The organism is Qipengyuania sp., from assembly GCF_965277845.1.
In the GTDB taxonomy this organism is placed as follows: Bacteria; Pseudomonadota; Alphaproteobacteria; order Sphingomonadales; family Sphingomonadaceae; genus Qipengyuania.
Map to the genome: position 1 here is coordinate 975,919 of NZ_OZ255844.1, position 23,688 is coordinate 999,606.

At 63.6% G+C, this 23,688-nt stretch carries 21 protein-coding genes and 1 pseudogene; 13 read left to right on the plus strand and 9 right to left on the minus strand.

The window, feature by feature from the left end; translation table 11 throughout:
* Position 1: 1 nt before the first annotated feature.
* The 8 genes from purE (at position 2) to ACQY4G_RS04825 (ending at position 8,101) form a co-directional block, all read left to right on the plus strand.
* Complete coding sequence (gene purE, locus ACQY4G_RS04790) at positions 2 to 484, plus strand: 5-(carboxyamino)imidazole ribonucleotide mutase (RefSeq protein ID WP_421993378.1); 483 nt, start codon at positions 2 to 4, stop codon at positions 482 to 484.
* Positions 484 to 1,539 carry a 5-(carboxyamino)imidazole ribonucleotide synthase gene (locus tag ACQY4G_RS04795; RefSeq protein ID WP_421993380.1) on the plus strand — a complete coding sequence of 352 codons (1,056 nt, stop codon included), beginning with the start codon at positions 484 to 486 and terminating at the stop codon, positions 1,537 to 1,539. Before purE ends, ACQY4G_RS04795 begins: the two co-directional genes overlap by 1 nt.
* Complete coding sequence (locus ACQY4G_RS04800; protein ID WP_291168260.1) at positions 1,536 to 2,030, plus strand: dihydrofolate reductase; 495 nt, start codon at positions 1,536 to 1,538, stop codon at positions 2,028 to 2,030. Before ACQY4G_RS04795 ends, ACQY4G_RS04800 begins: the two co-directional genes overlap by 4 nt.
* Positions 2,027 to 3,196 (plus strand): dipeptidase, encoded by a 1,170-nt coding sequence (locus ACQY4G_RS04805; RefSeq protein WP_421993382.1) that lies wholly within the window; start codon positions 2,027 to 2,029, stop codon positions 3,194 to 3,196. Before ACQY4G_RS04800 ends, ACQY4G_RS04805 begins: the two co-directional genes overlap by 4 nt.
* The gene (locus ACQY4G_RS04810; protein WP_421993384.1) at positions 3,193 to 4,119 is read left to right on the plus strand and encodes a bifunctional riboflavin kinase/FAD synthetase; all 927 of its coding nucleotides are present in this window, start codon (positions 3,193 to 3,195) and stop codon (positions 4,117 to 4,119) included. The genes ACQY4G_RS04805 and ACQY4G_RS04810 overlap by 4 nt, the downstream gene beginning before the upstream one ends.
* A gap of 135 nt (positions 4,120 to 4,254) precedes the next feature.
* Positions 4,255 to 7,146 (plus strand): isoleucine--tRNA ligase, encoded by a 2,892-nt coding sequence (ileS, locus tag ACQY4G_RS04815; RefSeq protein ID WP_421993386.1) that lies wholly within the window; start codon positions 4,255 to 4,257, stop codon positions 7,144 to 7,146.
* On the plus strand, positions 7,143 to 7,694 hold the full coding sequence (lspA, locus tag ACQY4G_RS04820; protein WP_291168268.1) for a signal peptidase II: 552 nt from the start codon (positions 7,143 to 7,145) through the stop codon (positions 7,692 to 7,694). Before ileS ends, lspA begins: the two co-directional genes overlap by 4 nt.
* Positions 7,691 to 8,101, plus strand: a complete 411-nt coding sequence (locus ACQY4G_RS04825) for a DUF3035 domain-containing protein (RefSeq protein ID WP_291168270.1) — start codon at positions 7,691 to 7,693, stop codon at positions 8,099 to 8,101. Before lspA ends, ACQY4G_RS04825 begins: the two co-directional genes overlap by 4 nt.
* A gap of 156 nt (positions 8,102 to 8,257) precedes the next feature.
* On the opposite strand, the gene ACQY4G_RS04830 is transcribed toward ACQY4G_RS04825, so the two are convergent.
* Positions 8,258 to 9,577 (minus strand): hemolysin family protein, encoded by a 1,320-nt coding sequence (locus ACQY4G_RS04830; RefSeq protein ID WP_421993560.1) that lies wholly within the window; start codon positions 9,575 to 9,577, stop codon positions 8,258 to 8,260.
* Between the two features lie 184 nt (positions 9,578 to 9,761).
* On the opposite strand from ACQY4G_RS04830, the gene ACQY4G_RS04835 reads away from it, so the two are divergent.
* Positions 9,762 to 10,457 carry an OmpA family protein gene (locus ACQY4G_RS04835; protein ID WP_067691926.1) on the plus strand — a complete coding sequence of 232 codons (696 nt, stop codon included), beginning with the start codon at positions 9,762 to 9,764 and terminating at the stop codon, positions 10,455 to 10,457.
* Between the two features lie 217 nt (positions 10,458 to 10,674).
* Here ACQY4G_RS04835 and ACQY4G_RS04840 read toward each other — a convergent pair whose 3' ends face one another.
* Positions 10,675 to 11,442 (minus strand): 3'(2'),5'-bisphosphate nucleotidase CysQ, encoded by a 768-nt coding sequence (locus tag ACQY4G_RS04840; RefSeq protein ID WP_421993388.1) that lies wholly within the window; start codon positions 11,440 to 11,442, stop codon positions 10,675 to 10,677.
* 117 nt (positions 11,443 to 11,559) lie between these two features.
* On the opposite strand from ACQY4G_RS04840, the gene sucC reads away from it, so the two are divergent.
* Positions 11,560 to 12,759 (plus strand): ADP-forming succinate--CoA ligase subunit beta, encoded by a 1,200-nt coding sequence (sucC, locus tag ACQY4G_RS04845; RefSeq protein ID WP_421993390.1) that lies wholly within the window; start codon positions 11,560 to 11,562, stop codon positions 12,757 to 12,759.
* 19 nt (positions 12,760 to 12,778) lie between these two features.
* Here the strand turns inward: sucC and ACQY4G_RS04850 are convergent, their stop codons facing one another.
* Positions 12,779 to 13,288, minus strand: a complete 510-nt coding sequence (locus ACQY4G_RS04850) for a DUF6265 family protein (protein ID WP_421993392.1) — start codon at positions 13,286 to 13,288, stop codon at positions 12,779 to 12,781.
* A 202-nt stretch (positions 13,289 to 13,490) separates the two neighbouring features.
* On the opposite strand from ACQY4G_RS04850, the gene ACQY4G_RS04855 reads away from it, so the two are divergent.
* The 3 genes and pseudogenes from ACQY4G_RS04855 to ACQY4G_RS04865 all read left to right on the plus strand — a co-directional run bounded on the left by ACQY4G_RS04855 (position 13,491) and on the right by ACQY4G_RS04865 (position 15,757).
* A complete protein-coding gene (locus ACQY4G_RS04855; RefSeq protein WP_421993394.1) occupies positions 13,491 to 14,237 on the plus strand; it encodes an electron transfer flavoprotein subunit beta/FixA family protein in 747 nt (248 codons plus the stop codon).
* Between the two features lie 122 nt (positions 14,238 to 14,359).
* A pseudogene (locus ACQY4G_RS04860) lies at positions 14,360 to 15,288 on the plus strand (electron transfer flavoprotein subunit alpha/FixB family protein).
* 139 nt (positions 15,289 to 15,427) lie between these two features.
* The gene (locus ACQY4G_RS04865; protein WP_421993398.1) at positions 15,428 to 15,757 is read left to right on the plus strand and encodes a hypothetical protein; all 330 of its coding nucleotides are present in this window, start codon (positions 15,428 to 15,430) and stop codon (positions 15,755 to 15,757) included.
* 642 nt (positions 15,758 to 16,399) lie between these two features.
* Here ACQY4G_RS04865 and ACQY4G_RS04870 read toward each other — a convergent pair.
* The 6 genes from ACQY4G_RS04870 to ACQY4G_RS04895 all read right to left on the minus strand — a co-directional run bounded on the left by ACQY4G_RS04870 (position 16,400) and on the right by ACQY4G_RS04895 (position 23,627).
* Positions 16,400 to 17,611 carry a DUF445 domain-containing protein gene (locus ACQY4G_RS04870; RefSeq protein WP_421993562.1) on the minus strand — a complete coding sequence of 404 codons (1,212 nt, stop codon included), beginning with the start codon at positions 17,609 to 17,611 and terminating at the stop codon, positions 16,400 to 16,402.
* Between the two features lie 65 nt (positions 17,612 to 17,676).
* Entirely contained in the window at positions 17,677 to 21,165 is a 3,489-nt protein-coding gene (locus ACQY4G_RS04875; protein WP_421993400.1) for an efflux RND transporter permease subunit, read from the minus strand.
* Positions 21,166 to 21,176: 11 nt separating this feature from the next.
* Positions 21,177 to 22,379: an efflux RND transporter periplasmic adaptor subunit gene (locus tag ACQY4G_RS04880; RefSeq protein WP_421993402.1), complete on the minus strand. Its 1,203-nt coding sequence runs from the start codon at positions 22,377 to 22,379 to the stop codon at positions 21,177 to 21,179.
* A gap of 252 nt (positions 22,380 to 22,631) precedes the next feature.
* Positions 22,632 to 22,895 carry a GlsB/YeaQ/YmgE family stress response membrane protein gene (locus tag ACQY4G_RS04885; protein WP_067691956.1) on the minus strand — a complete coding sequence of 88 codons (264 nt, stop codon included), beginning with the start codon at positions 22,893 to 22,895 and terminating at the stop codon, positions 22,632 to 22,634.
* Between the two features lie 142 nt (positions 22,896 to 23,037).
* Positions 23,038 to 23,337: a DUF1153 domain-containing protein gene (locus tag ACQY4G_RS04890; RefSeq protein WP_067691959.1), complete on the minus strand. Its 300-nt coding sequence runs from the start codon at positions 23,335 to 23,337 to the stop codon at positions 23,038 to 23,040.
* Positions 23,334 to 23,627, minus strand: coding sequence for a hypothetical protein (locus tag ACQY4G_RS04895; protein WP_067691962.1), 294 nt, complete (start codon positions 23,625 to 23,627; stop codon positions 23,334 to 23,336). The genes ACQY4G_RS04890 and ACQY4G_RS04895 overlap by 4 nt, the downstream gene beginning before the upstream one ends.
* Between the last annotated feature and the right edge of the window lie 61 nt (positions 23,628 to 23,688).

Below are 23,688 nucleotides of genomic sequence, written 5' to 3' on the forward strand. Positions count from 1 at the left end.
GATGAGCGCCAAGGTCGCCATCGTCATGGGCAGCCAGTCCGACTGGGAGACCATGAGCTGCGCCGCGGAGGTCCTCGACGAGCTCGACGTCGACACCGATGTGCGCATCGTTTCCGCGCATCGCACGCCCGACCGCATGTACGATTTCGCCAAGGGCGCGGCGGACGCGGGCCTCGAGGTGATCATCGCAGGCGCGGGCGGCGCGGCGCACCTTCCGGGTATGATCGCGGCGCTCACCCACCTGCCCGTGCTCGGCGTCCCCGTGCAGTCCAAGGCGCTCTCGGGCCAGGACAGCCTGCTTTCCATCGTCCAGATGCCGGCGGGCGTGCCGGTGGGAACGCTCGCCATCGGCAAGGCGGGCGCGACCAATGCCGGCCTGCTCGCCGCAGCGATCCTGGCCAATCACGACACCGGCCTTTCGCAGCGCCTCCAGGACTGGCGCGCAGAGCGGAGCGCGGCGGTAACCGAACGTCCCGTCGACTGATGCTGAAGCGCGGGGGCACGATCGGGATCCTCGGCGGCGGCCAGCTCGGCCGGATGATGGCGATGAGCGCCGCGCAACTCGGCTATCGCTGCATCGCCTATGCGCCCGAAGGCGACAATGTCGTCAGCGGGGTCTGCGAAGACCTCTTCGTCAACAAGTGGGACGATAAGGCCGCCCTCGCCGCCTTTGCCGCCAGGTGCGACGTCGTAACCTGGGAGTTCGAGAACGTCCCCGTCGCTACTGCGAGGGCCATGCCCGAGGGTCGCATCTTCCCCCACCCGCGCGCGCTCGAAACCGCGCAGGACCGGCTGAACGAAAAGCGCTTCGTCGAAGATCTCGGCGGCAGGCCGGCGGCCTATATGCGAGTCGATTCGCGCGCCGACCTCGAAGCTGCCGCAGACCGGCTGGGTGCGCCCGGCATCCTCAAGACCCGGCGCGACGGCTATGACGGTAAGGGTCAGTGGCGCATCGGTTCTGACCGCGACGCCCAGGGACTGCGTTTGCCCGACGTGCCGCTGATCTACGAAGGTTTCGTCGAATTCGAGGCCGAGTTTTCGGTCATTCTCGTGCGCGGCAGGGACGGGGAAATCCGTTTCTGGGATTCCGCCCGCAACACGCATGAAGATGGCATCCTTGCCGCTTCCACCCTGCCTTCCGGCGACTTGATCGAGGCGCAAGTCGGCGAGGCACGCGAACTGGCGCGGCAGGTTGCCGATGCGCTCGAATATGTCGGCGTGCTGACGCTCGAATTCTTCGCCACCCACGAAGGGCCGATCTTCAACGAGATGGCACCGCGCGTGCACAATTCGGGGCACTGGACCATCGAGGGCGCCACCACCAGCCAGTTCGAAAACCATATCCGCGCCGTTGCGGGCCTGCCGCTGGGTGAGACGGCAACGCTTGCGAGAACGGTGACCATGACCAACATCATCGGGGCCGGGATCAAGGCCTCGCAGGATCACCTGAAGACGCCCGACACGCATCTGCACGATTATGGCAAGGCCAGAGTGCGTGAAGGGCGCAAGATGGGCCATGTGACCCGGCTCGAGCGATGAGCCTGTTCCTGATCTATGCGCGTGCGGCGAATGGCTGCATCGGCAAGGACGGTGCGCTGCCCTGGCATCTGCCCGCCGATCTCAAGCGATTCAAGGCGCTGACCATGGGCCGGGAGAATCAAGGTCTCCCGATGATCATGGGCCGCAAGACCTTCGAGAGCCTGCCGGGCCTGCTACCGGGTCGCCGCCACATCGTGCTCACCCGCCGCGAGCGGTGGGATTCGACCGGCGCCGAAGTCGTGCGCTCGGTCGACGAAGCGCTCGCGGCGGCGGGCGAAGGCGACGTGGCGGTCATCGGCGGCGCGGCAATCTATGATGTGTTCATGGAGCATGCCGATCGCATCGAACTGACCGAAATCCACGCGGAGTTCGAAGGCGATACTTTCATGAAGCCGCTGGGCCCCGAATGGGAAGTGGTCGGGCGCGAGGATTTCGACAGCAAGGGCGAGCGGCCCGCCTACAGCTTCGTGACCCTGGAGCGGGCCGAATGAAGCGCAAGCTCCTCTACGGCCTATTGGGGCTTACCCTCCTGACGCTCGCCGGGTTTTTCGTCCTCGCGCCGGGCATGGCCGAACGCGACATGAATCGGATCGACGGCAAGCCGCTGATCGAGGTTTCCGACGAGGCGAAGGCGCTCCATGCGACGCTCGATATCGTGGACCTGCATTCCGATACGCTGCTGTGGAAGCGCGACGTGCTCGAACCCGCCGACCGAGGCCACGTCGACCTGCCGCGCCTCCGGCAGGGCCATGTCGCACTGCAGGTCTTCTCCAGCGTGACCAAGACCCCGCGTGGCCAGAATTACGATTCGAACGGGGCCGACAGTGACAACATCACCCTGCTCGCGATCGGCCAGCTGCAGCCGGTGCGGACCTGGAACAGCCTGCTCGAGCGCTCGCTGTGGCATGCGACCAAGCTGAAGCGCGCCGCGGACGATTCCGGCGGCATGCTGACGCGTGTGACCGATCCCGCTTCCCTCGACGCGGTGCTCGATGCACGGCGCGAGGGAGAGCAGCCGACCGGCGCCCTGTTCAGCGCCGAAGGCCTCCATAGCCTCGAGGGCGATGCCGGTAATCTCGACAGGCTCTATGCGGCGGGCATGCGCATGGCGGGCCTCACCCATTTTTTCGACAATGAGCTCGCCGGATCGATGCATGGCATCGAGAAGGGCGGCCTCACGCCGATGGGGCGCGATGTGATCCGCCGGATGGAGCGCATGGGGATGATCGTCGACATCGCCCATTGCAGCCATCAGTGCGTCGCCGAAGTGCTCGCCATGGCGACGCGCCCGGTGGTTTCCAGCCATGGCGGCGTGCAGGCGACCTGCGAGGTCAATCGCAATCTCACCGACGAAGAAATCCGCGGCGTTGCGGCGACCGGCGGGATCATCGGCGTCGGCTATTGGGAAGGCGCGGTGTGCGATACTTCGCCGCGCGCCGCCGCCAGGGCGATGAAGCATATTCGCGACCTCGTCGGGATCGAGCATGTCGCGCTGGGCAGCGACTATGACGGCGCAGTTACCGTGCGCTTCGATACGTCGCAGCTGACGCAAGTTACGCAGGCGCTGATGGACGAGGGTTTCTCCGAAGACGAGATACGCGCGGCGATGGGGGGCAATGCCTTGCGTGTGATCGGCGAAGGGCTGGTGCCCCGATGAGGTGGCTCGATCATCGCGAACCGCTACCCGAAAGCTTGCGCGGCGCGGTGATCGCGCTGGGCAATTTCGACGGCTTCCACCTCGGCCACCAGGCGGTGGCGGGCGAGGCGATCCGTTGGGCGCGCGAGGAAGGCCGCCCCTCGATCATCGCCACCTTCGACCCGCACCCGGTCCGTCATTTCAAACCCGATGCCCCGCCCTTTCGGCTGACTACGCTAGAGCAGCGGCAGGAACATTACGTCGCCGCCGGGGCTACCGCGATGCTGGTGTTCCACTTCGACGGCGAGCTTGCCGGAACAACGGCAGAGGATTTCGTCGGCAAGCTGCTCGGCGACCACCTCGGCGTCGCCGGTGTCGTCACGGGCGAGGATTTCACTTTCGGCAAGGCGCGCGGCGGCAATTTCGAAAAGCTCGTGCAGCTGGGCAGAGACATCGGCATCGAAGCGCGCGCGGTCGCCCCTGTCATGGATGGCGGCGAGCCGGTCTCCTCCAGCCGGGTGCGCGATGCGCTGCGCGAGGGCGATCCGCAGGAGGCCGCGCGCCTGCTCACCCGACCCTTCGCCATCCGCGGCGTGGTACAGCATGGCGACAAGCGCGGGCGCGAAATCGGCTATCCCACGGCGAACCTGCCGGTCGAGCATTACCTGCGCCCTAAATATGGCGTCTATGCAGTGACCGGGCGCATCCTGTCGACCGGACAGGAGCTCAAGGGCGCGGCCAATATCGGTGTGCGACCGCAATTCGACCCGCCCAAGGAATTGCTCGAACCCTATTTCTTCGATTTCTCGGGCGATCTCTACGGGCAGGAGATCGAAGTCGCCTTCCACCACTTCCTGCGCGGCGAGGCGAAGTTCGATACGCTCGACGCACTGATCGCGCAGATGGAGAAGGATTGCGACGAGGCGAGGCGCCTCCTCCTCTGAGCCGTCACCCCTGCGCTGGCAGGGGTCCAGCTAACGCTACCGACATGCCCGACGCCAGCTTATCGGGGCCCCTGCCTGCGCAGGGGCGACGAAAGTCTTTATTGCGGGACAGGATTGCCCTAACGGCTCGCCTCTATGTCCGAGAAGCGCGATTACAGAGACACGGTCTTCCTGCCCAAGACCGATTTTCCCATGAAGGCCGGCCTCCCCGCAAAGGAGCCGAAGATTGCCGCGCGCTGGGAAGAGGAAGGGCTCTACCGGCAGCTGCGCGAGGCGCGCGCCGGGCGCGAGACTTTCGTGCTGCATGACGGCCCGCCCTACGCCAATGGCGACATGCATATCGGGCACGCGCTCAACCATACGCTCAAGGACATGGTCTGCCGCACGCAGAACCTGATGGGCAAGGACGCGCCCTATGTGCCGGGCTGGGACTGCCACGGCCTGCCGATCGAATGGAAGGTCGAGGAACAGTACCGCAAGAAGAAGCGCAACAAGAACGAGGTCGAGCCTAAGGAATTCCGCGCCGAATGCCGCGCCTATGCCCAGAAATGGGTCGATGTGCAGAAGGGCCAGCTCAAGCGGCTCGGCATCATGGGCGATTGGGACGATCCCTATCTGACCATGGATTTCGACGCCGAAGCGACCATCGTCGCCGAGCTGATGAAGTTCGCCGAGGCGGGCAATCTCTATCGCGGCTCGAAGCCGGTGATGTGGTCCCCGGTAGAGGAAACCGCGCTGGCCGAGGCCGAGGTCGAATACGAGGATATCGTCTCGACCCAGATCGACGTGGCGTTCGAGATCGTGGAATCGCCGATTCCGGAACTGGTCGGCGCGCATGCGGTGGTCTGGACCACCACGCCGTGGACGATCCCGGTGAACCAGGCTTTGGCCTATGGGCCTGAGGTTGAGTATTCCGAGCTTCTAGTCTGGCCTGCCGATTTGCCCCTCGAAGAAATGTCGAAAGAAGAGAAGATCGCCAACGCTGCGATCATGCTCGTAGCCAGCGATCTAGTCGCACCTTTCGTCGAACGCGTTGGTTTGATTGCAGCGGTGCAACGGAAATGGAAGGGCTCCGACCTCGCTGGCACCGTCGCCCGCCACCCGATGCACGATCTAGGCGGGTTCTACGCCAAGCCGCGCCCGTTCCTGCCGGGCGATTTCGTCACCACCGACAGCGGCACCGGGCTCGTCCACATGTCGCCCGACCATGGCGAGGACGATTTCCTGCTGTGCCGCGAGCACGGAATCGAGCCGCAATTCGCGGTCATGGCCGACGGGCGCTATCGCGACGACTGGCCGTGGCTCGGCGGAAGTGACGAACGCCGCCGCAGCGTGATCAACAAGCCCTTCAATGCGCCCGAAGGCCCGATCTGTTCGGACCTGCGCGAGGCAGGCGCGCTGCTCTCGGCAAGCGACGACTACCAGCACTCCTACCCGCATTCGTGGCGCTCGAAGGCCAAGGTCATCTTCCGCTGCACGCCGCAATGGTTCGTGCCGATGGACAAGCCGCTCGATGGGCCGCTCGATCCTTCGAAGACTCCGGTCGTCGAGGATGAAGGCACCGGCCATGCCAAAGGCGTGTCCGGCACGCTGCGCGAAATCGCCACTGCCGAGATCGCACGGGTCGAATTCATTCCCGAAAAGGGCCGCCGCCGCATCGGCTCGATGGTCGAGGGCCGCCCGGACTGGGTGCTGTCACGTCAGCGCGCCTGGGGCGTGCCGATCACGCTGTTCGTCCGCCAGGATGGCTCCTACCTGCAGGATCCTCGGGTCAACACCCGCGTGGTCGATGCCGTGCGCGAGGAAGGGGTCGATGCCTGGGACGAAAGCCGGAAGGCGGAATTCCTCGGGTCCGATTACGATCCAGACGAATTCGAGATGGTCACCGACATCCTCGATGTGTGGTTCGATTCGGGCTGCACGCATGCCTTCGTGCTCGAAAGCGGGCGCTGGCCGGCGCTCAAATGGCCCGCCGACCTCTATCTCGAAGGCAGCGACCAGCATCGCGGCTGGTTCCAGTCCTCGCTGCTCGAAAGCTGCGCGACGCGCGGCCGTGCGCCCTACGACCAGGTGCTGACCCACGGCTTCACCATGGCCAGTGACGGGCGCAAGATGTCGAAGAGCCTGGGCAACACCATCGATCCGCTCAAGGTGATGGAACAGTATGGCGCGGACATCATCCGCCTGTGGGCGCTGAGCGTGGATTCGACCGAGGATCACCGCATCGGCGAAGAGATCCTCAAGGGTACCGGCGATCAGTATCGCCGGCTGCGCAACACCTTCCGCTACCTGCTGGGCGCGCTCGACGGTTTCGTCGGCGACATGGGGGATATGGGCGAGGTTCCCGAGCTCGAACTCTACGTCCTCGCCCTGCTCGCCGATCTCGACGGCAAGCTGCGCACGGCGGCGGAGAAATACGACTTCAACACCTATACCCGGCTGCTGGTCGATTTCTGCAACGAGGATTTGTCGGCCTTCTATTTCGATATCCGCAAGGACGTGCTCTATTGCGACGGGCCGGACAGCGTGAAGCGCAATGCCTATCGCACCGTGCTCGACATCCTGTTCCACGCACTGGTTCGCTATGCCGCGCCGGTGCTGGTGTTCACCGCCGAAGAAGTCTGGTCGACCCGCTATCCCGATGGCGGCAGCGTCCACCTGCTCGAATGGCCGCAGGTCCCTGGGGTGAGCGCCGACGGTGCGCGCTGGGCGAAGCTGCGCGAATTGCGCGAAGACGTTATGGAAGCGATCGAACCCCTGCGGCGCGACAAGGTGATCCGCTCGGGGCTCGAGGCCGACGTGGTCGTGCCCGCCGCCGCGGTGCCCGAGGGCTTTTCAGACGCCGATCTGGCCGAACTGTTCATCACCGCGTCAGTCACGCGCGGCGATAGCGATACGGTGACGGTCACGCGGACAAACGAAAGCAAATGCGGGCGCTGCTGGCGGCTGCTGCCATCCGTCGAGGAAGACGGCGATCTGTGCGATCGCTGCGAACCCGTCGTCGCACAATGGGATGCCGCCCGATGAGCGCCGTATTGAAAAACCGCCTGATCGGCTGCGTGGTCGCGCTGGCGATCTTTGCCGCCGACCAGTGGAGCAAGAATTACGTCACCAAGGTGCTCGGCATCGACCGGGTGGGCGAGGCGATGGAATTGCTCCCGATCTTCGACTTGCGCTTCACCCGCAATTTCGGCGTGTCGCTGGGCATGTTCGAAGCGACCAGTCCCGAGATGCGCTGGGGCCTGGTGCTGGTGACCGCGCTGATCGCACTGGTCGTGACCGTGTGGATGCTGCGCGAGAAACTGCTCGGCGATATCCTCGCGCTGTCGCTGATCCTCGGCGGGGCGCTGGGCAATATCAAGGACCGCTACGATTATGGCTATGTGGTCGATTTTGCCGACCTGCATTTCGGGGATTTCCGTCCCTTCCTCATTTTCAACGTCGCCGATGCGGCTATCACCATCGGCGTAGTCATCGTCCTTGCGCGTGCCTTCTTCATGCGCGACAAGGATGAGCAAGAGGTCGACGGCCTCATGAACAGCAAGGCGGCCGATGCCGCGGAGAGCAAGCAATGACCCAATTCGCCCGTATCGCCCTGATCGCCGGCCTCGGCGCCATGACCGCAGCCTGCGGCAGCGGCGGCCTGCTGGGTCGCGACCGCCCCGACGAGTTCGCGGTGCAGCGTCAGGCGCCGCTGGTGGTTCCGCCCGATTTCAACCTCGTGCCTCCGCAGCCCGGCGCCCCGCGTCCGGCCGAAGGTACCGCGGCCGCGCAGACGCTCGAGGCGCTGTTCGGCGGCCCGCAAGCGCGCAGCGACGTGGAAACCAGTCTGCTCGAACGCGCCGGCACGCCGGCCCCCGGCATCCGCAGCGCGGTGGGCGATCCGGACACCGCGACGGTCGCCAAGGGCACCGTGACCCGCGACATCATCGCCGCCCCCGAAGGCGACGGTGCGAGCGCGAGCGCGGTTATTCCCGGGTAAGGGGTTTTGTTTTGCGAACCCGCCTCCGCGGGTTCGTCCTCGCTAGACGTGCAGCAAGCTGCACCCGCTGCGGACGAAGTCCGCATGAGCGAGGAAAGCCTAAGGCCGCGGACGCGGCCGCCGGCGCTTGAGGCCAAAACAAAAACCCCTCTCTTCTTACCCTTCCGGCCCTGGAACGGCATCGCTCTCGCGGCTCACCAGCAGCTTGTCGATCCGTCGGCCGTCCATGTCGATTACCTCGAATCGCCAGCCCTGGTCGGTGAAGAAATCGCCTTCGCCCGGCAGGCGTTTAAGCACGTGGAGCGCATAGCCGGCGGCGGTGCCGAATTCGCGGTCTTCGCCATATTCGATCGCCAGCCGGTCGGCGAGGACATCCGCCGACAACGAGCCGGAGACCAGCAGGCTGCCATCCTCGCGCTCGATGATGCCCGGCCCGTCGGTCGCGTCCTGGTCGCTGACGAAATCGCCCACCAGCGCGGTGAGCAGGTCGACCGGGGTGACGATCCCGTCGAGATGGCCGTATTCGTCGTGGACCATCGCCATGGCGACTTCGGCCTGTTGCAGCACGCGCAGCGCATCGACCGCGTCGAGCTGGTCGGGCACGACCTCGGTCTTGATCATAAGCGCGGCGAGATCGACGGGTTCCTTGGCGACGAGACGGGTCAGGATGTCGCGCATCTTGACCACGCCGAGTACCTTGTCGGGCGATCCGTCGGCGACGGGGAGCAGCGAATGCGGGCTGTCGTCGAGCACCGCGCGGATCGCATCCTCGTCGGCACCGATGTCGATCCAGTCGACCTCGGTGCGCGGCGTCATCAGTTCTCGCACGGGGCGTTGGGCGAGGCGGACCACACCCTGCAGCATCTGGTGCTGTTCGTGCTCGATCACCCCGCTTCGCGTCGCCTCGGCGAACAGCATGTGCAGTTCTTCGGCGGTGACCGCGCTCTGGCCCGCCGGGCGCACGCCGAGCAGGCGGATCAGCAGCCCAGATGATGCATCGAGCAGCCACACCAGCGGCGCGGCGATTCGCGCCAGCGTCGCCATCGGGCGCGCCATGTAGATCGCGATCGGTGCGGCGGCGCGCAGCGCCACCTGCTTGGGCACCAGCTCGCCCACTACGAGGCTGAGATAGGTCGTCACCGCGATGACGGTGGCAAAGCCCGCTTCGGCCGCCCAGTTCGCCGGAAAGCCCACCGCCGCCAGCCGCTCGCCCACCGGTCCGCCCAGGCTCGCGCCCGAATAGGCGCCGGCGACGATACCGATCAGCGTGATGCCGATCTGCACGGTCGAAAGGAACTTGCCCGGTTCGGCCGCCAGTTCGAGCGCCACTTGAGCGCCGCGATTGCCCTGTTGCGCGGCCGCGCGCAGCCGCGCGGTCCGGGCGGAGACGATGGCGAGTTCGCTCATGGCGAAAACGCCGTTGAGCACGATGAGTCCCGCAATGATCAGCAGGTCAGTCCAGGGAAAGGGTGTCACGCGCCAACGGCTAGCACAAAAGCCGTGCGCTGCCAGCGCCTCGCGCAACTTATCTGCCACTCGCTTGGAACGGCGATGCGCGTCGGAGGTTGGAGGAATTGTGACGCGGGTGGGCGCGTCCGGCACCACTCGCCCGGCACCCGTCCCGACAAGGGCCGGGGCCACACATGATGGGGAAGTTCAAATGAAGAAGTCGCGCATTCTTACCGCCAGCCTAGCCGCCGTGTCGCTGCTGACCGTTTCGGCCTGCGTCACCGATCCCAATACCGGCGAACGCAAGGTGTCGCGCACCGTGCTCGGCGGGGTCGGCGGCGCGGTAGCGGGCGGCCTGCTCGGCGGGGTCATCGGCGGCAAGACAGGCCGCATCATCGGCGCAGCCGCAGGCGGCGTTGCCGGCGGCGTGGTCGGCTACAGGATGGACCAGCAGATCAAGGAGCTCGAGGAGCAGACCGCAGGGTCCGGAGTCGACGTATCGGAAGTGGACGGCGGCGAAGCGATCCTCGTCAACCTGCCCGACGGCGTCACCTTTGCCACCGGCAGCTACACCATAACGCCCGGTTTCCGCGACCTGCTCGACCGCGTGGCCAGCAGCCTGACGCAATATCCCAACAGCCTGGTCGACGTTTACGGCCATACCGACACGGTCGGCTCGGCGCAGTCGAACCAGCGCCTGTCGGAACAGCGCGCGCAGGCGGTTGCGAACTACCTGATCTCGCGCGGCGTAAGCTCCTCGCGCATCCGCTGGATGGGCTTCGGCGAAACGCGCCTCAAGGTGCAGACAGGCGACAACGTGAACGAACCGCTCAATCGCCGTGTCGAGATCAAGATCATTCCGTTCGACCAGCAGGACGTGCAGGCCGCCCAGCAGCAGGGCTACTAAGCGTCCGACCCTTCGGGAAAATCGCACCGAAACGGGGCCGGCCTTCGGGTCGGCCCCTTTTTTGTTACGGGCGGGAAGCGAATCCGCGCTTCCCTGGCGGCTGTTCCGTCCCGCTCCCCCACCCGGCCACCCAATCAGTATCGTGCCGTGGGTGGCCGGGTGGGGGAGCGGGACGGAACAGCAAGGACCGGACGGAGGTCCGGCACGCACGCAAATCCTACCCAATCCTCTTCGCCAACCGCTCGACGGCGGCGCCGTGAATCTCCGGCGCGCTGACCAGCACGCCGAAGGCCCGCGGGTCGCGCTTGTTGTAGTCGAGCTTGTTGCCATAGGCATCGCTCACCGCCGCGCCGGCCTCGCGCGCGATCATTCCGGCGGCGGCGATGTCCCATTCGAAGCCCCAGCGGACTGTGGCGACCAGATCCGCCTCGTCGGCCGCGACCATGGCGATTCGCAGCGCGATCGAATTGGGCTGGTCGACCGTGACAAGATCGGCGTCGGTCTTGGGCAGGGCGTGGGCCGGAACGCGCGATCCGGGAAATTCGCGCCGCGTACTGGCGCTGAGCTTTTTGCCGTTGCGAAAGGCGCCCCGTCCGGCAACCGCTTGCCAGGTCTCCCCGCGCGCGGGCGCGCACAAGGTTCCAATCAGCGGGCGGCCCCCGCTGATGAGCGCGACCGACACCGCCCAGCCGGTCCGCCCGCGAATGAAATCGCGCGTCCCGTCGACCGGATCGACCAGCCAGATGAGGTCGTTGCCGAGCCGCGAAGGATCGTCGGCGGTTTCTTCCGAAAGCCATCCGGCCGAAGGCAGCAGTGCGCCCAGCTCGCGCTTGAGGAAAGCATCGACCGCGAGGTCGGCTTCGCACACCGGATCGCCCGGCTTCTTTTCCCACGCAGCCAGCGCGTTGCCCGCCCCCGGCCACAGGTCGTAGGCGATCCTCCCGGCTTCGGAGACGATGGATTCGAGGCGCTGACTGTCGATCATGTGCGGATCGCAGCGCACTGCACGCGAAAGCGGGCCTTTTCAAGCGCGCCCAGACATGCTTATGGCGCTCGCGACTCCATTTCCCCCACGCGCATCACGCGAAGGACGAAGCCTCCCATGAACATTCACGAATATCAGGCCAAGGAACTGCTTGCGAAATACGGCATCGGCATACCCGCCGGACACGCCGCGCTGACCGTCGAGGAAGCGGTCGAAGGTGCCAAGCAGCTGCCCGGACCTCTCTACGTCGTGAAGGCACAGATTCATGCAGGCGGCCGGGGCAAGGGCAAGTTCAAGGAACTCGGCCCCGATGCCAAGGGCGGCGTGCGTCTGTCGAAGAGCATCGAAGAAGTCGAAACCAATGCCAAGGAAATGCTCGGCAACACTTTGGTGACCGTGCAGACCGGCGATGAAGGCAAGCAGGTCAACCGCCTCTATGTCACCGATGGCGTCGATATCGCCGAGGAATACTATCTCTCGATGCTGGTCGACCGCGCCACCGGCCGCGTCGCCATGATCGTTTCGACCGAAGGCGGCATGGACATCGAGGAAGTCGCGCATTCGACCCCCGAGAAGATCACCACCATCACGATCGACCCGGCACAGGGCTTCATGCCCCATCACGGCCGCGCGGTGGCCTTTGCGCTCAAGCTGACGGGCGATCTCAACAAGCAGGCGCAGAAGCTGGCCAAGCAGCTCTACACCGCTTTCATGGATCTCGACTGCGAGATGCTCGAAATCAACCCGCTGGTCGAGACCGAAGACGGCAATCTGCTCGTCCTCGACACCAAGATGAGCTTCGACGGCAACGCGCTGTTCCGCCACAAGGACATCGAAGCGCTGCGCGACGAGACCGAGGAAGACCCGGCCGAAGTCGAGGCGAGCGAGTACGATCTCGCCTATATCAAGCTGGACGGTAACATCGGCTGCATGGTCAATGGCGCAGGGCTCGCCATGGCGACGATGGACATCATCAAGCTCAATGGCGCCTTCCCCGCGAATTTCCTCGACGTGGGCGGCGGCGCCACCACCGAGAAGGTGACCGCGGCGTTCAAGATCATCCTCAAGGACCCGGCGGTCGAGGGCATCCTCGTCAACATCTTCGGCGGAATCATGAAGTGCGACGTCATCGCCAATGGTATCGTCCAGGCGGCGAAGGACGTGAAGCTCTCGGTTCCGCTGGTCGTGCGTCTCGAAGGCACCAATGTCGAAGAAGGCAAGGCCATCCTCGACAATTCGGGCCTCGCCATCGTCAGCGCCGACGATCTGGGCGATGCGGCGAGGAAAATCGTTGCCGAGGTGAAAAAGGCGGCCTGATCGACCGCACTACCTTCGCTCAGTCCATCCGCTCGAAGCGGAATACAAGTTCCTTGATCTCGCTGGCGTCGCTCTTCATGCGGACAGCGGCGAGCAGACCGTCGTCGCCATTGCAGCGCAGCGTCAGCGAGCGAAAATATGCCGCGCAGGGCTCAACTGCAATGAGGCGGAAGGTGAGCATGTCGTCCTTCTCCTCCCAACCGGTGAGGTCGGCATTGAAATGCTTTAGGCGCAACACCAGCGTGCCGCCCTCTTCCATCAGATAGAGATGCTCGGTGAAGCGGATCGTCTCATTGTCGGCCTGCTGGACGAAGGTGCCGACCATCGTACCGCCCGCGGGCGGGAGCCAGCTTTCATAAGCGGGCTGACCGCCGATGCCCTCGCCCGCCCACTGGCCGACCAGCCAGTCCATCTGCTCCAGCGTGGCCGGGGGCGGCACGTCGTCATCGGGCGCCGTGCGGGTCTCTTGCGCCAGTACGGGAGCGGAAATCAGCACCGAAACGGTAGCGATTAGGGGCCAGACGCGCATGGGACACCTCCTGTCTCGGGAGCGTGAAACTATGCCTCGCGCCAACCATAGTAAAGACTGAGCCATCCGCCGCTTGACCTGCCTCGCGCACCGCGCGAGGGATCGTCCAAGTGTCGCGTTCCGGCCTGCCGCCTTACTTGACGTTTACGTAAACGCAAGCTAGGTGGGCGCCACAGTTCTGAATCGAGAGGAAGGTACTCGCATGAAAATCCTCGTCCCCGTCAAGCGGGTGATCGATTACAACGTCAAGCCGCGCGTCAAGGCCGATGGCTCGGGCGTCGATCTTGCCAACGTCAAGATGAGCATGAACCCGTTCGACGAAATCGCCGTCGAGGAAGCCATCCGCCTCAAGGAAGCTGGCAAGGCGGAAGAGATCATCGCTGTTTCGATCGGTCCGGCCAAGGCGCAGGAAACGCTGCGCACCGCGCTCGCCATGGGCGCAGACCGCGCGATCCTGGTCGAGACCGATGACGAGGTCGAACCGCTGGCGGTTGCCAAAATCCTCAAGGCGATTGCCGAGGCAGAAGAGCCCGGCATCGTGATGCTGGGCAAGCAGGCGATCGACGACGATTCGAACCAGACCGGCCAGATGCTGGCCGCGCTGATGGGCCGTCCGCAGGGCACCTTCGCCAACACCGTCGAGGTCGAGGGCGATCACGTTACCGTGAAGCGCGAGGTCGACGGCGGCCTGCAGACGGTCAAGCTGACGCTGCCCGCGATCGTCACCACCGATCTGCGCCTGAACGAGCCGCGCTATGCTTCGCTGCCCAACATCATGAAGGCGAAGAAGAAGCCGCTCGATACCAAGAGCCCGGCCGACTACGGCGTCGACACCGCTCCGCGCCTCAAGACCACCAACGTCTCCGAACCGCCGGTCCGCCAGGCAGGCGAGAAGGTCGAGGACGTCGATGCGCTGGTCGCCAAGATCAAAGCGCTCGGCATCGCATAGGAATACCACCCCTCACCCGTTCGTGCTGAGCTTGTCGAAGCACCGTCCTTCTCCGGGCGCTCGGGTGACGAAAAGTACGGCCCTTCGGCAAGCTCAGGGCAAACGGACTTAGAGGTTCTAAAATGAAGACACTCGTTTGGGTCGAACACGATAATTCACACGTCGCCGACGCCACGCTGGCTGCGGTAACTGCCGCCGCCAAGCTCGGCGAAGTCCACCTGCTGGTCGCCGGATCGGGCTGCCGCGACGTGGCCGAGGAAGCCGCCAAGATCGCGGGCGTGGGGAAGGTGCATCTGGCCGACGACGCAGCTTATGAACACGCTCTGGCCGAGAACGTCGCTCCGCTGATTGCCGACCTCATGGGGCATCACGACGTTTTCGTCGCGCCCGCCACGACGACCGGCAAGAACATCGCCCCGCGCGTCGCCGCGCTGCTCGACGTGATGCAGGTTTCCGACATCCTCTCGGTCGAAGGCGACAAGACCTTCACCCGGCCGATCTATGCCGGCAACGCCATCGCGACGGTCGAGAGCTCGGACGAAAAGCTCGTCATCACGGTTCGCGGCACGGCCTTCGACAAGGCCGAAGCGACCGGCGGTTCGGCGGAGATCGAAGAGGTATCCGGTCCGACCGATGCCGGGATCTCGACCTTCGTCAGCGAGGAAATCGCCGAAAGCGATCGCCCCGAACTGACGAGCGCCAAGGTGATCGTCTCGGGCGGCCGCGCGCTCAAGGACGCCGAAACCTTCGAGCAAGTCATTACCCCGCTCGCCGACAAGCTCGGTGCCGGGATCGGTGCCAGCCGTGCGGCAGTCGATGCGGGCTATGTCCCGAACGATTACCAGGTCGGCCAGACCGGCAAGATCGTGGCCCCGGAAGTCTACATCGCCATCGGTATCTCGGCGCGATCCAGCACCTTGCGGGCATGAAGGATTCGAAAACCATCATCGCCATCAACAAGGACGAGGACGCCCCGATTTTCCAGGTCGCCGACATCGGCCTGGTCGCCGACCTCTACAAGGCCGTGCCGGAGCTGACCGAAAAGCTTTAGCGCGGAGGCAAAGCATGGAATGGAGGGCTCAGTCGGAAGGCTGGGCCCTTTTTTTGTACATTCATGTTGCATTGCAATTTGCACGATAAAATGCAGGGAGGTCATTGCGCAGAGAGCGGGATAACACTAAACGGGTGACATGAACGACGATTCTCTCCCGAACAATTTTGGCCGCCGTGTGGGTGATTTGCGTGATCTACCCGAGGAACTGCGTGAGCAACTACAGGTCGGCAAGACGGACGAACTTGAGGAAAAGATTGTCAACAGCCTTGGATTCCTAAACGGAATCGCAAATCTTGATGAAGTGCTAGTGGCACTTTTTCGAATGACCGGAGAGGTGTACAAACGGACGTACATTAGCAATAAAATGTACCGGATGGCACAAGCCGGGACCATTGAGAGCGTCCCCAAGAAGAAGGGAGTCTACAGGTTGCCGGATCGCCAAGCAAATAGGGGCCACCACATGTAGTGATGACCCCATCCGAGGTGGGCATACCACGACGGAGCTTTTGCTAAGCGCTCCAAGTCTAGTGGTCCTCGGCATCCCAATCAAGCCGTGTCATGTCCAAGCGGCTAATTGAAAGGATCCGGGAAATGGCACTTAAGCCCCTCGGAACCACCGCCCGGACCGGTGAGAAGTGTCCGGAATCCGGAGTGTGGGAGGCCCAGTCCTCTCCCTCGACCACGGCACCGATTGCGGAGGGGGATACTATGCCCCCGTATCGCAACGCGGCCGTCACGTGGAAGCTGATCGCTTACGCATGAAATATCGGGGCGGTGGGATAACCACCGCCCCTTTTTTGTCGGAGAAACCAATGGGCAATCGAATTGACGAAGCCGAAATCACGACCGCCGTCGAGGCGTATCTGTGGGATGCTGGCGGGAGCGCCACTATCGCGCAAATCCGCCGAGCCTTGCCGCATTTTGCCGATCTCAATCCAATGGATCGCGCTCTCTCAAGAACAAGGCCAGGTGAGCAAATGTGGGAGCGGCAGGTGCGAAATATAGTGTGCCATCGTGACGCCTACGGAAACGCAGTGAACGAGGGGCGCATCGTTTGGTCGACCGGACGGCTTACTCTGCGAGACGGACCCCAAATAAGCTTGCTAGACTAGATCACATAGACATCGAGCGTGTGGATGGTCATGCCGACCAGTCCGCCGACCAGCGTGCCGTTGATGCGGATGAACTGGAGGTCGCGGCCGACGGCGCTTTCGACCCGGTCGGTAATGGTCTGCGCATCCCAACGCTTCACCGTTTCCGACACGAGGCGAACGATCTGATCGCCATAGCGTGTCGCCACGCCCACGGCGGTCCGCCGGGCAAAGCGGTTGACCTGGCGCTGTAGACGCTCGTCGTCGCGCAACGCCGCGCCCAGTTCGCCCAGCGTTTCGCCGACATAGCCGTGGCCCGTCCCGCCCGAACTGCGAATCGTCTGGATCAGGTTTGCGCGCAGCCGTTCCCATACGCCCTGCCACCATTCGCCGATCGCCGGATTCTCGAGCAGTTCGCGCTTCATGCGCTCGACCCGCTCCTGCATTTCGGGATCCTCGCGCAGGCCCTTTGCGAGTTCCTGTAGGCCTTCCTCGATCTTGTCGCGCAGCGGGTGCTGGGGTTCGACCAGCACTTCGGCCAGGAGCTTGTAGAGTCCGTCGAGAACGGAATTGGCTAGCCGTTCATCGAGCCCGGTAAAGCGAAGCACCGCATTGGCACGCCGGTGAACCATGTCGCGCACCATCGTCTCATTGTCTTCGAGGACGAGGCCCGCCCAGCGGATGATCTTGTCGATTAGCGGCTTGTGACGCCCGTCGGCGATCATCGCCTCGAGCATGCCACCCAGCAGCGGTGCGATCTCGAGCTTGCCCAGCTGTGTCTTGATACCGCTCCTAACCTGCGTCCCGAGCCGGTCGGGATCGAGCGATTCGAGGACCTCGATCGCCAGTTCGCCGGCCCCCGCGCGGATGCGCGAGTCCCTGGTCGACTTGGGATCGGCCAAATAGCTGCCGACCGCGTGGGCGAGGTTCATCGCCCCCATCCGGCGCCCGACGACTGCGGGGGTCAGGAAATTCTCGCGCAGGAAACCCGCCATCGTGTCGGCGATGCGGTCCTTGTTTTCCGGAATGATCGCCGTGTGGGGGATCGGCAGGCCAAGCGGTCGGCGGAACAGCGCGGTAACCGCGAACCAGTCGGCCAGCCCGCCGACCATCGCCGCCTCGGCGAAGGCATGGAGATACCCCCAGGCCGGATGCGCATCGAGGTAGCGGCCCGACCAAAGGAACAGCGCCGCCATCAGCACGATCAGCCCGGTCGCGGTGCGGCGCATCATACGAGCGCGCTCGGGCGGGATCGGAGGCCCGGTAAAGCGCAGCCCCACGTGTTGGCGGCTACTCACTCGGCGGGTTCGACCCCGGGTGCGGGCGAGCCGTCACCAATGATGCCGCGTGTGTCGTCGCCATCCTTGTAGGTGAGCAAGCGATTGCGCAGCCAGGGGCCGGCCCGCTTCTCGAAGCCATCGGCCAGGCTGAAGCCTGCCGGCACGATGAGCAGCGTCAGCAACGTGGACAGGATCAGGCCACCGATAACCACCGTGCCCATCGGCGCGCGCCAGGCGCCGTCGCCGGAGCCGAGCACGCCGGAGAGGGACACAGGCACCATACCGGCGGTCATGGCAACGGTAGTCATGACGATGGGCTGCGCGCGCTTGTGACCCGCATCCATGATCGCTTCGATTTTCGACACACCCCTGTCCATTGCTTCGATCGCGAAATCGATAAGCAGAATTGAGTTTTTCGACACAATCCCAAGCAGTAGCAGGACACCGATCAGCACCGGCATGGAGGAAGGTTGGCCAACCAACCACAGCAGGAATACCCCCCCGAGCGGCGCTAGCGCGAGGCTGGTCATATTGACCAGCGGGCTCATCAAGCGCTTGTAGAGCAGTACCAGCACGGCAAAGACGAGGAAGATTCCGGCGGGTAGCGCAACGCCGAAATTGGCGAGCAGTTCCTGCTGCAACTCGTCCTGCCCGACCGCATCCCTGATTACGCCCTGCGGGAGATCCACCAAAGTGGGGAGGCTCTCGATCTCTTGCATCGCGTCACCGCGCAAGACCCCGTCTGCAACATCCGCGCCGACAAACACTCTGCGGTTCTGGTTGTATCGCTGGATCGTGGTCGGTCCCGAGCCGAATTCGACGTCGGCAACCCGCCCAAGCGGCACCGATCCGCCGCTTATCGTCGGTACTGGCAAATTTTCGAGTGTCGTAAGGTCTTCGCGGGAAGAGACTGGCAAACGGACCCGAATGGGGATCTGACGATCCGACAGCGAGAACTTCGCCGCATTCTGTTCGATCTCGCCCATGGTGGCGATACGTATCGTTTGACTGAGTGCCGCAGTCGATACCCCAAGCTCGGCGAGCAAGCCCGTGCGCGGCCTGATGATGATCTCTGGACGACGGATGTCTGCGGTAATGCGCGGCGCAACGATACTGTCGAGCCCCTTCATTTCCTCGACCAAGCGGCCCGCCGTCTCGTTGAGAAGATCGGGGTTGGACCCCGCCAACATGATCGTGAGGTCGCGGCCGCTTCCACTGCCACCGGGGCCACCCATATCTTGGAACCGCACACGCGCATCGGCGATCTGCGCGAGTTGCGGCGCAAGCTGGCGCTGAAATTCGATCGAGGTCCGCTCGCGATCCGGTTTGAGTGTGATGTAGATTGTCGCGTTGCCCTCGCGAATACGCTCGAGCGCCATTTCGACTTCTTGCTGCTCGTAGAGCAGATCGGCAATCTCATCCGTTTTGCGCTTGGTGGTTTCAAGCGTCGTGCCGGGGACCATCTCGATTTCGATCTGGCTGTTCGCATCGTCGGTTTCCGGCTGAAACTGGAACGGCAGTTGGCCGAAAAGCAGGATGGTCAGCAGGAAGGAGAACCAGCCGAGGCCCAGCATCCATATCCTGTGATCGAAAAAGCGTGCATGGAGATAGCGCCAGCTCAGGTGCAGACGCTCGCTCAGGATGCGCGTCCCGGAATTGAACAATGCCAGCATTCCGATGCTCGCCGCGAGGCCGATGATCACGACCAGCGCCAATTGCAGCAACTGCAGAGGGCGAGCAAGAAGTGCATGCCCAAGCGAATAGGGATCGCTCACGAGCGAACCGGCAATCGCAGCCGGAATTTGCGCTTCTTCGATAAGTTGGAACGAGAAGAAGGTCGCAGCGCCGCTAACGGCCAGCAGGCCAAGGACCACAACCAACAGCGACAAGACATAGAGCCAGCGATGCTTTGGGGCGGGCACCCCTTCACGTCTGTTGCGCATCTTCGCACGGTCGAGCGACCAGGCGAGGACACGCATGTAACGATCCATCCACCGGCCCTCGCCATGTGCGCCCTCGCCCTTGGCCTTCATGAAATAGGCCGCCAGCATGGGCGTGATCATTCGCGCGACCGCAAGGCTCATGAGGCTGGCGACGACCACGGTCAAACCGAAGTTCTTGAAGAACTGGCCCGAAATTCCCGGCATCAGTCCGACAGGCAGGAACACGGCGACAATACACATGGTCGTGGCGACCACGGGCAAGCCGATCTCGTCGGCGGCATCGATGCTGGCCTGGTAGGCGGTCTTGCCCATCCTCATGTGCCGGACGATGTTTTCGACCTCGACGATGGCATCATCGACCAACACGCCAGCCACCAGCGCCAGCGCCAGCAAGGACAGCGAGTTCAGATTGAACCCCAGCAGGTCCATGAACCAGAATGTCGGGATCGCCGAAAGCGGAATTGCGACCGCACTGATCAGTGTCGCGCGCCAATCGCGGAGGAAGAAGAAGACCACCACCACGGCCAAGATCGCGCCCTCGATCATCGCCGCCATCGAGCTGTCGTATTGATCCTGGGTGTAACGGACCGTGTTGAAAAGAGGGATGAACGTGATGTTCGGGTTTTCCGCCTGCATCGCTTCGATCTTGACCTTCGCCTCCTCGAAGACCGTTACGTCCGAAGCACCCTTGGCTCGGGACATATAGAAATTCACAACTTCGCGGTCGCGCACTTCGCTGATCGAGCTGCGCTCGGAAAACCCGTCGCGCACGGTGGCGATATCGGAAAGCTTGACTGTCGCTCCGGTCGGAAGCCGGATTTGGCGTTCGCCCAATTCGAATGCGCTCTCGGTATTGCCAAGGACCCGAACCGACTGGCGCGTCCCGCCGACTTCAGCCATACCGCCGGCAGTATTGATGTTGTCGGCCCGTAGCACCTGGTTCACCTGGCTGGCGGTGACTCCATATGCCTGCATGCGGGCGAGATTGAGCACCACCTCGATCTCTCGGTCCACGCCGCCGAACCGCCCGACTTCCGACATGCCATCAATCGAAAGCAGCTGTTTTGCGACGTAATCGTCGATGAACCAGCTTAGCTGTTCGATGGTCATGTCGGGCGCCTCGATGGCGTAGATGCCGAGGAACCCTCCGGCGACGTCGACCTTCGTCACACGCGGCTCTAAAATTCCGTCAGGCAGGGAACCGCGTACGGAATCGACGGCATTCTTGACTTCGGCGGTCGCGTCGTTGGGATCGACTCCGACTTCGAATTCGACGAAGGTGCGAGAGCTTCCCTCTCTGGCGGTGGAACTGATGTTCTTGACACCGTTAAGCGAGCGGACCGCGCTTTCGATCCTCTGTGTGATCTGGTTTTCGATTTCGGTCGGTGCGGCGCCGGGCTGCGAAATTACGACGTTCACCGCGGGGAATTCGATATCCGGATTGTTGACCACGTCCATGCGTGCGAAGCTGATCAGGCCCGCCAGCAGTAGCGCGACGAATGCGACCAGCGGTATGATCGGATTGCGGATCGACCACGCGGAGATGTTTCGGAAACCCATTGCCTGCGCCCCTAGTTCGATTCAGCCGTCTGCGGATTGACCGATTCGCCAGGATTCAAGAAGCCGCCCGCGCGCAAAACGACGCGCTCACGGCCGGTTAGCCCGCTGTTGACGACGATACCCGCACGGGTAACTTGCCCGATCTCGATATCGCGCCGCTCTGCCTTGTTTTCGGAGTTTATGATGTAGACATAGCTCCCTTTGTCATCGGACAGAACAGATGATTCCGGCAGAATCGGCGCGACGATTGTGCCACTGGCGATGATCGTGGTGGCGAATCCGCCGGGGCGCAGCTCGGGAGCGTAGGGCAGCGCAATCCGTGCCGTGCCTTGCCGATCCTGTTGGCTAATGACCGGCGAAATCTGCCAGACCGAACCGGTAAAAAGCTTGTCTACTCCGACGGGGCGGACCTGCGCGGTGGTTCCAACCGTGAGGTTGGCAAGATCACTCTCACCGAGCTTGGCAGCAAGCTCCATTTCTCCACCACGCGCGATCCGGAACAGGGCCGGCGAGCCGGCGCTCACCGTCTGGCCAGGCTCGACGTTGCGCTCGAGCACATAGCCCGATGCCGGCGCGACTATGTTGAGGCGTGCGTTGCGGGCGCGCAGCTCGCGCAATTGCGCCTGTGCCACACGAACCCGCGCCACCGCGGCATCGCGCGTGGCCGTCAAGCGGTCGACATCGGCGGTGGAGACGAAGCCGCGTTCCACCAGCTGCAGCGCACGGTCGAGATTGGCCTGCGCGAGATTGGCATCGGCCTGCGCGACCTGAATATTGGCGGCGGCGCTCTGGACCTGCTGCGACTGGACCGACTGGTCGATGCTCGCCAGCACCTGGCCCTGGCGCACCCAATCGCCAGCATCGACCGGCACCGAAACGACTCGGCCACCCTCGCCCACGACGCCGACGGGCATCTCGCGGCGCGCGGCCAATGTACCGGTGGCGGTGATTTGACCCTCGACCGTGGTGCGGCCGGGCGTCACGACCGTAACGGTGGGTGCCTGTGCGTTTTCGTCGCCCGCGGGAGTCGTCGTACCATTGCCCCGCATCGCGAAAAACGCCGCAATGGCCAGGCCGAGCACGATGAGCACCGCGATGATGATTATCTTGCGGCGATCGGAGCGGCGCTTTTCTTCCGCGGCTTGGTCAACGGGTTCGAAATCGACCGAAATCGTTTCGCCCTTTTCCGCTATCACTCCGGCTTCGTAATTCATTTCGTACCTGCCCCAGAAGCGCTGTCGAAGAGCAGTGTATTACATTGCTATATCACTCAGCGCAAGAATTTCGCATTCGGGCGATAGACCTCGGCCCGGGATTGGGCAATCGAGGGTTCGACCGGAGGCGTGTATGGCTGGACGAATGTCGCTCGCGCACAACAGTCGATCGCGTCGCAATCCGAGCAAAAACAAAGGGGCGGAGCGCCTATTTGGCGCCCCGCCCCCTGAAATGATGCGGGAACTGGCCGATCAGCGCACGCGGCCGCGCTGCACGAGATTGGCAATGCCCAGAAGCACGATGGCGCCCAGGAGCGACATCAGCAGGCCAGGTACGCTGAACTCGGTCAGCGTCGCGCCGACGCCGATCATCGAGCCGATGAAGCCGCCGATGAACGAGCCGACGATGCCGACGACGATGTTCCAGAAGATGCCCATCGAGGCATCGCGGTTCATCACCAGGCTGGCCAGCCAGCCGATGATACCGCCTACGATAATCGCGATAATCCAACCCATTGCAATTCCTCCTGCTAAACCCGCCGCCCGTATGCTTCTTCAATGAGCGGAAGCGGCGGACAGTTCCCCGGATTTCGTCCCGGAGTGAGAGGTGGAGCGTGTGTGCGGTGAGTTGGTTCCCGCGCGAAATGTCGCGGTGCGGTCAGTATTTGAGCTGGCGTTCGTAGAGGTCGCGATAGTGCTGGATACGCGTCACGCGCAGGCCCTGCATTCCCGAACGATCGACTGCACGCTGCCACGATGCGAATTCTTCGAGGCTGAGAGAATAGCGCTCGAGCACCTCGTCGATCGTCAGCAGACCACCATTGACGGCAGCCACCACCTCCGCCTTGCGTCGCACGACCCAGCGCTTCGTGTTGGGCGAGGGCAGGTCGTCAAGGGTCAGCGGCTCCCCGAGTGGGCCGATAACCTGGGCAGGGCGGATGTCCTGGTTTTCGATCATTCTTTCTCTCTATCGCCTTGCACCGCATCGTTTGCGGCTCGTCCAAGGCCTAGGCGCGCTGCTTTGCCATCGCTTAAAGCATCATGGTTAACAGGCGATTCACTTTCCTGGACGCCTTCGCGGCGGGCTTCTCCGAAGGCGTTGAACCCGCCCTCGACCTTGTCCAGTTCATCGCGCAAGTCCCGAGTCGCAGCGAGCTTGGCCACTAGGTCGGTCCAGCGGAACTGGCGCAAATCCGCCGTGTCACGCGGTTCCTGATGCTCTGCCCCTTCGATGTTTCGTTCAAACATAGGCGCTGTGGATAAGCGCGCATGGTAAAGGTTCCATGAAACATCGCATGTGGCGCTTACG

Coding starts and splice junctions, on each gene's coding strand:
- purE (WP_421993378.1), top strand. CDS start 2: ATGAGCGCCAAGGTCGCCATCGTCATGGGCAGCCAGTCCGACTGGGAG.
- ACQY4G_RS04795 (WP_421993380.1), top strand. CDS start 484: ATGCTGAAGCGCGGGGGCACGATCGGGATCCTCGGCGGCGGCCAGCTC.
- ACQY4G_RS04800 (WP_291168260.1), top strand. CDS start 1,536: ATGAGCCTGTTCCTGATCTATGCGCGTGCGGCGAATGGCTGCATCGGC.
- ACQY4G_RS04805 (WP_421993382.1), top strand. CDS start 2,027: ATGAAGCGCAAGCTCCTCTACGGCCTATTGGGGCTTACCCTCCTGACG.
- ACQY4G_RS04810 (WP_421993384.1), top strand. CDS start 3,193: ATGAGGTGGCTCGATCATCGCGAACCGCTACCCGAAAGCTTGCGCGGC.
- ileS (WP_421993386.1), top strand. CDS start 4,255: ATGTCCGAGAAGCGCGATTACAGAGACACGGTCTTCCTGCCCAAGACC.
- lspA (WP_291168268.1), top strand. CDS start 7,143: ATGAGCGCCGTATTGAAAAACCGCCTGATCGGCTGCGTGGTCGCGCTG.
- ACQY4G_RS04825 (WP_291168270.1), top strand. CDS start 7,691: ATGACCCAATTCGCCCGTATCGCCCTGATCGCCGGCCTCGGCGCCATG.
- ACQY4G_RS04835 (WP_067691926.1), top strand. CDS start 9,762: ATGAAGAAGTCGCGCATTCTTACCGCCAGCCTAGCCGCCGTGTCGCTG.
- ACQY4G_RS04840 (WP_421993388.1), bottom strand. CDS start 11,442: ATGATCGACAGTCAGCGCCTCGAATCCATCGTCTCCGAAGCCGGGAGG.
- sucC (WP_421993390.1), top strand. CDS start 11,560: ATGAACATTCACGAATATCAGGCCAAGGAACTGCTTGCGAAATACGGC.
- ACQY4G_RS04850 (WP_421993392.1), bottom strand. CDS start 13,288: ATGCGCGTCTGGCCCCTAATCGCTACCGTTTCGGTGCTGATTTCCGCT.
- ACQY4G_RS04855 (WP_421993394.1), top strand. CDS start 13,491: ATGAAAATCCTCGTCCCCGTCAAGCGGGTGATCGATTACAACGTCAAG.
- ACQY4G_RS04865 (WP_421993398.1), top strand. CDS start 15,428: ATGAACGACGATTCTCTCCCGAACAATTTTGGCCGCCGTGTGGGTGAT.
- ACQY4G_RS04870 (WP_421993562.1), bottom strand. CDS start 17,611: ATGCGCCGCACCGCGACCGGGCTGATCGTGCTGATGGCGGCGCTGTTC.
- ACQY4G_RS04875 (WP_421993400.1), bottom strand. CDS start 21,165: ATGGGTTTCCGAAACATCTCCGCGTGGTCGATCCGCAATCCGATCATA.
- ACQY4G_RS04880 (WP_421993402.1), bottom strand. CDS start 22,379: ATGAATTACGAAGCCGGAGTGATAGCGGAAAAGGGCGAAACGATTTCG.
- ACQY4G_RS04885 (WP_067691956.1), bottom strand. CDS start 22,895: ATGGGTTGGATTATCGCGATTATCGTAGGCGGTATCATCGGCTGGCTG.
- ACQY4G_RS04890 (WP_067691959.1), bottom strand. CDS start 23,337: ATGATCGAAAACCAGGACATCCGCCCTGCCCAGGTTATCGGCCCACTC.
- ACQY4G_RS04895 (WP_067691962.1), bottom strand. CDS start 23,627: ATGTTTGAACGAAACATCGAAGGGGCAGAGCATCAGGAACCGCGTGAC.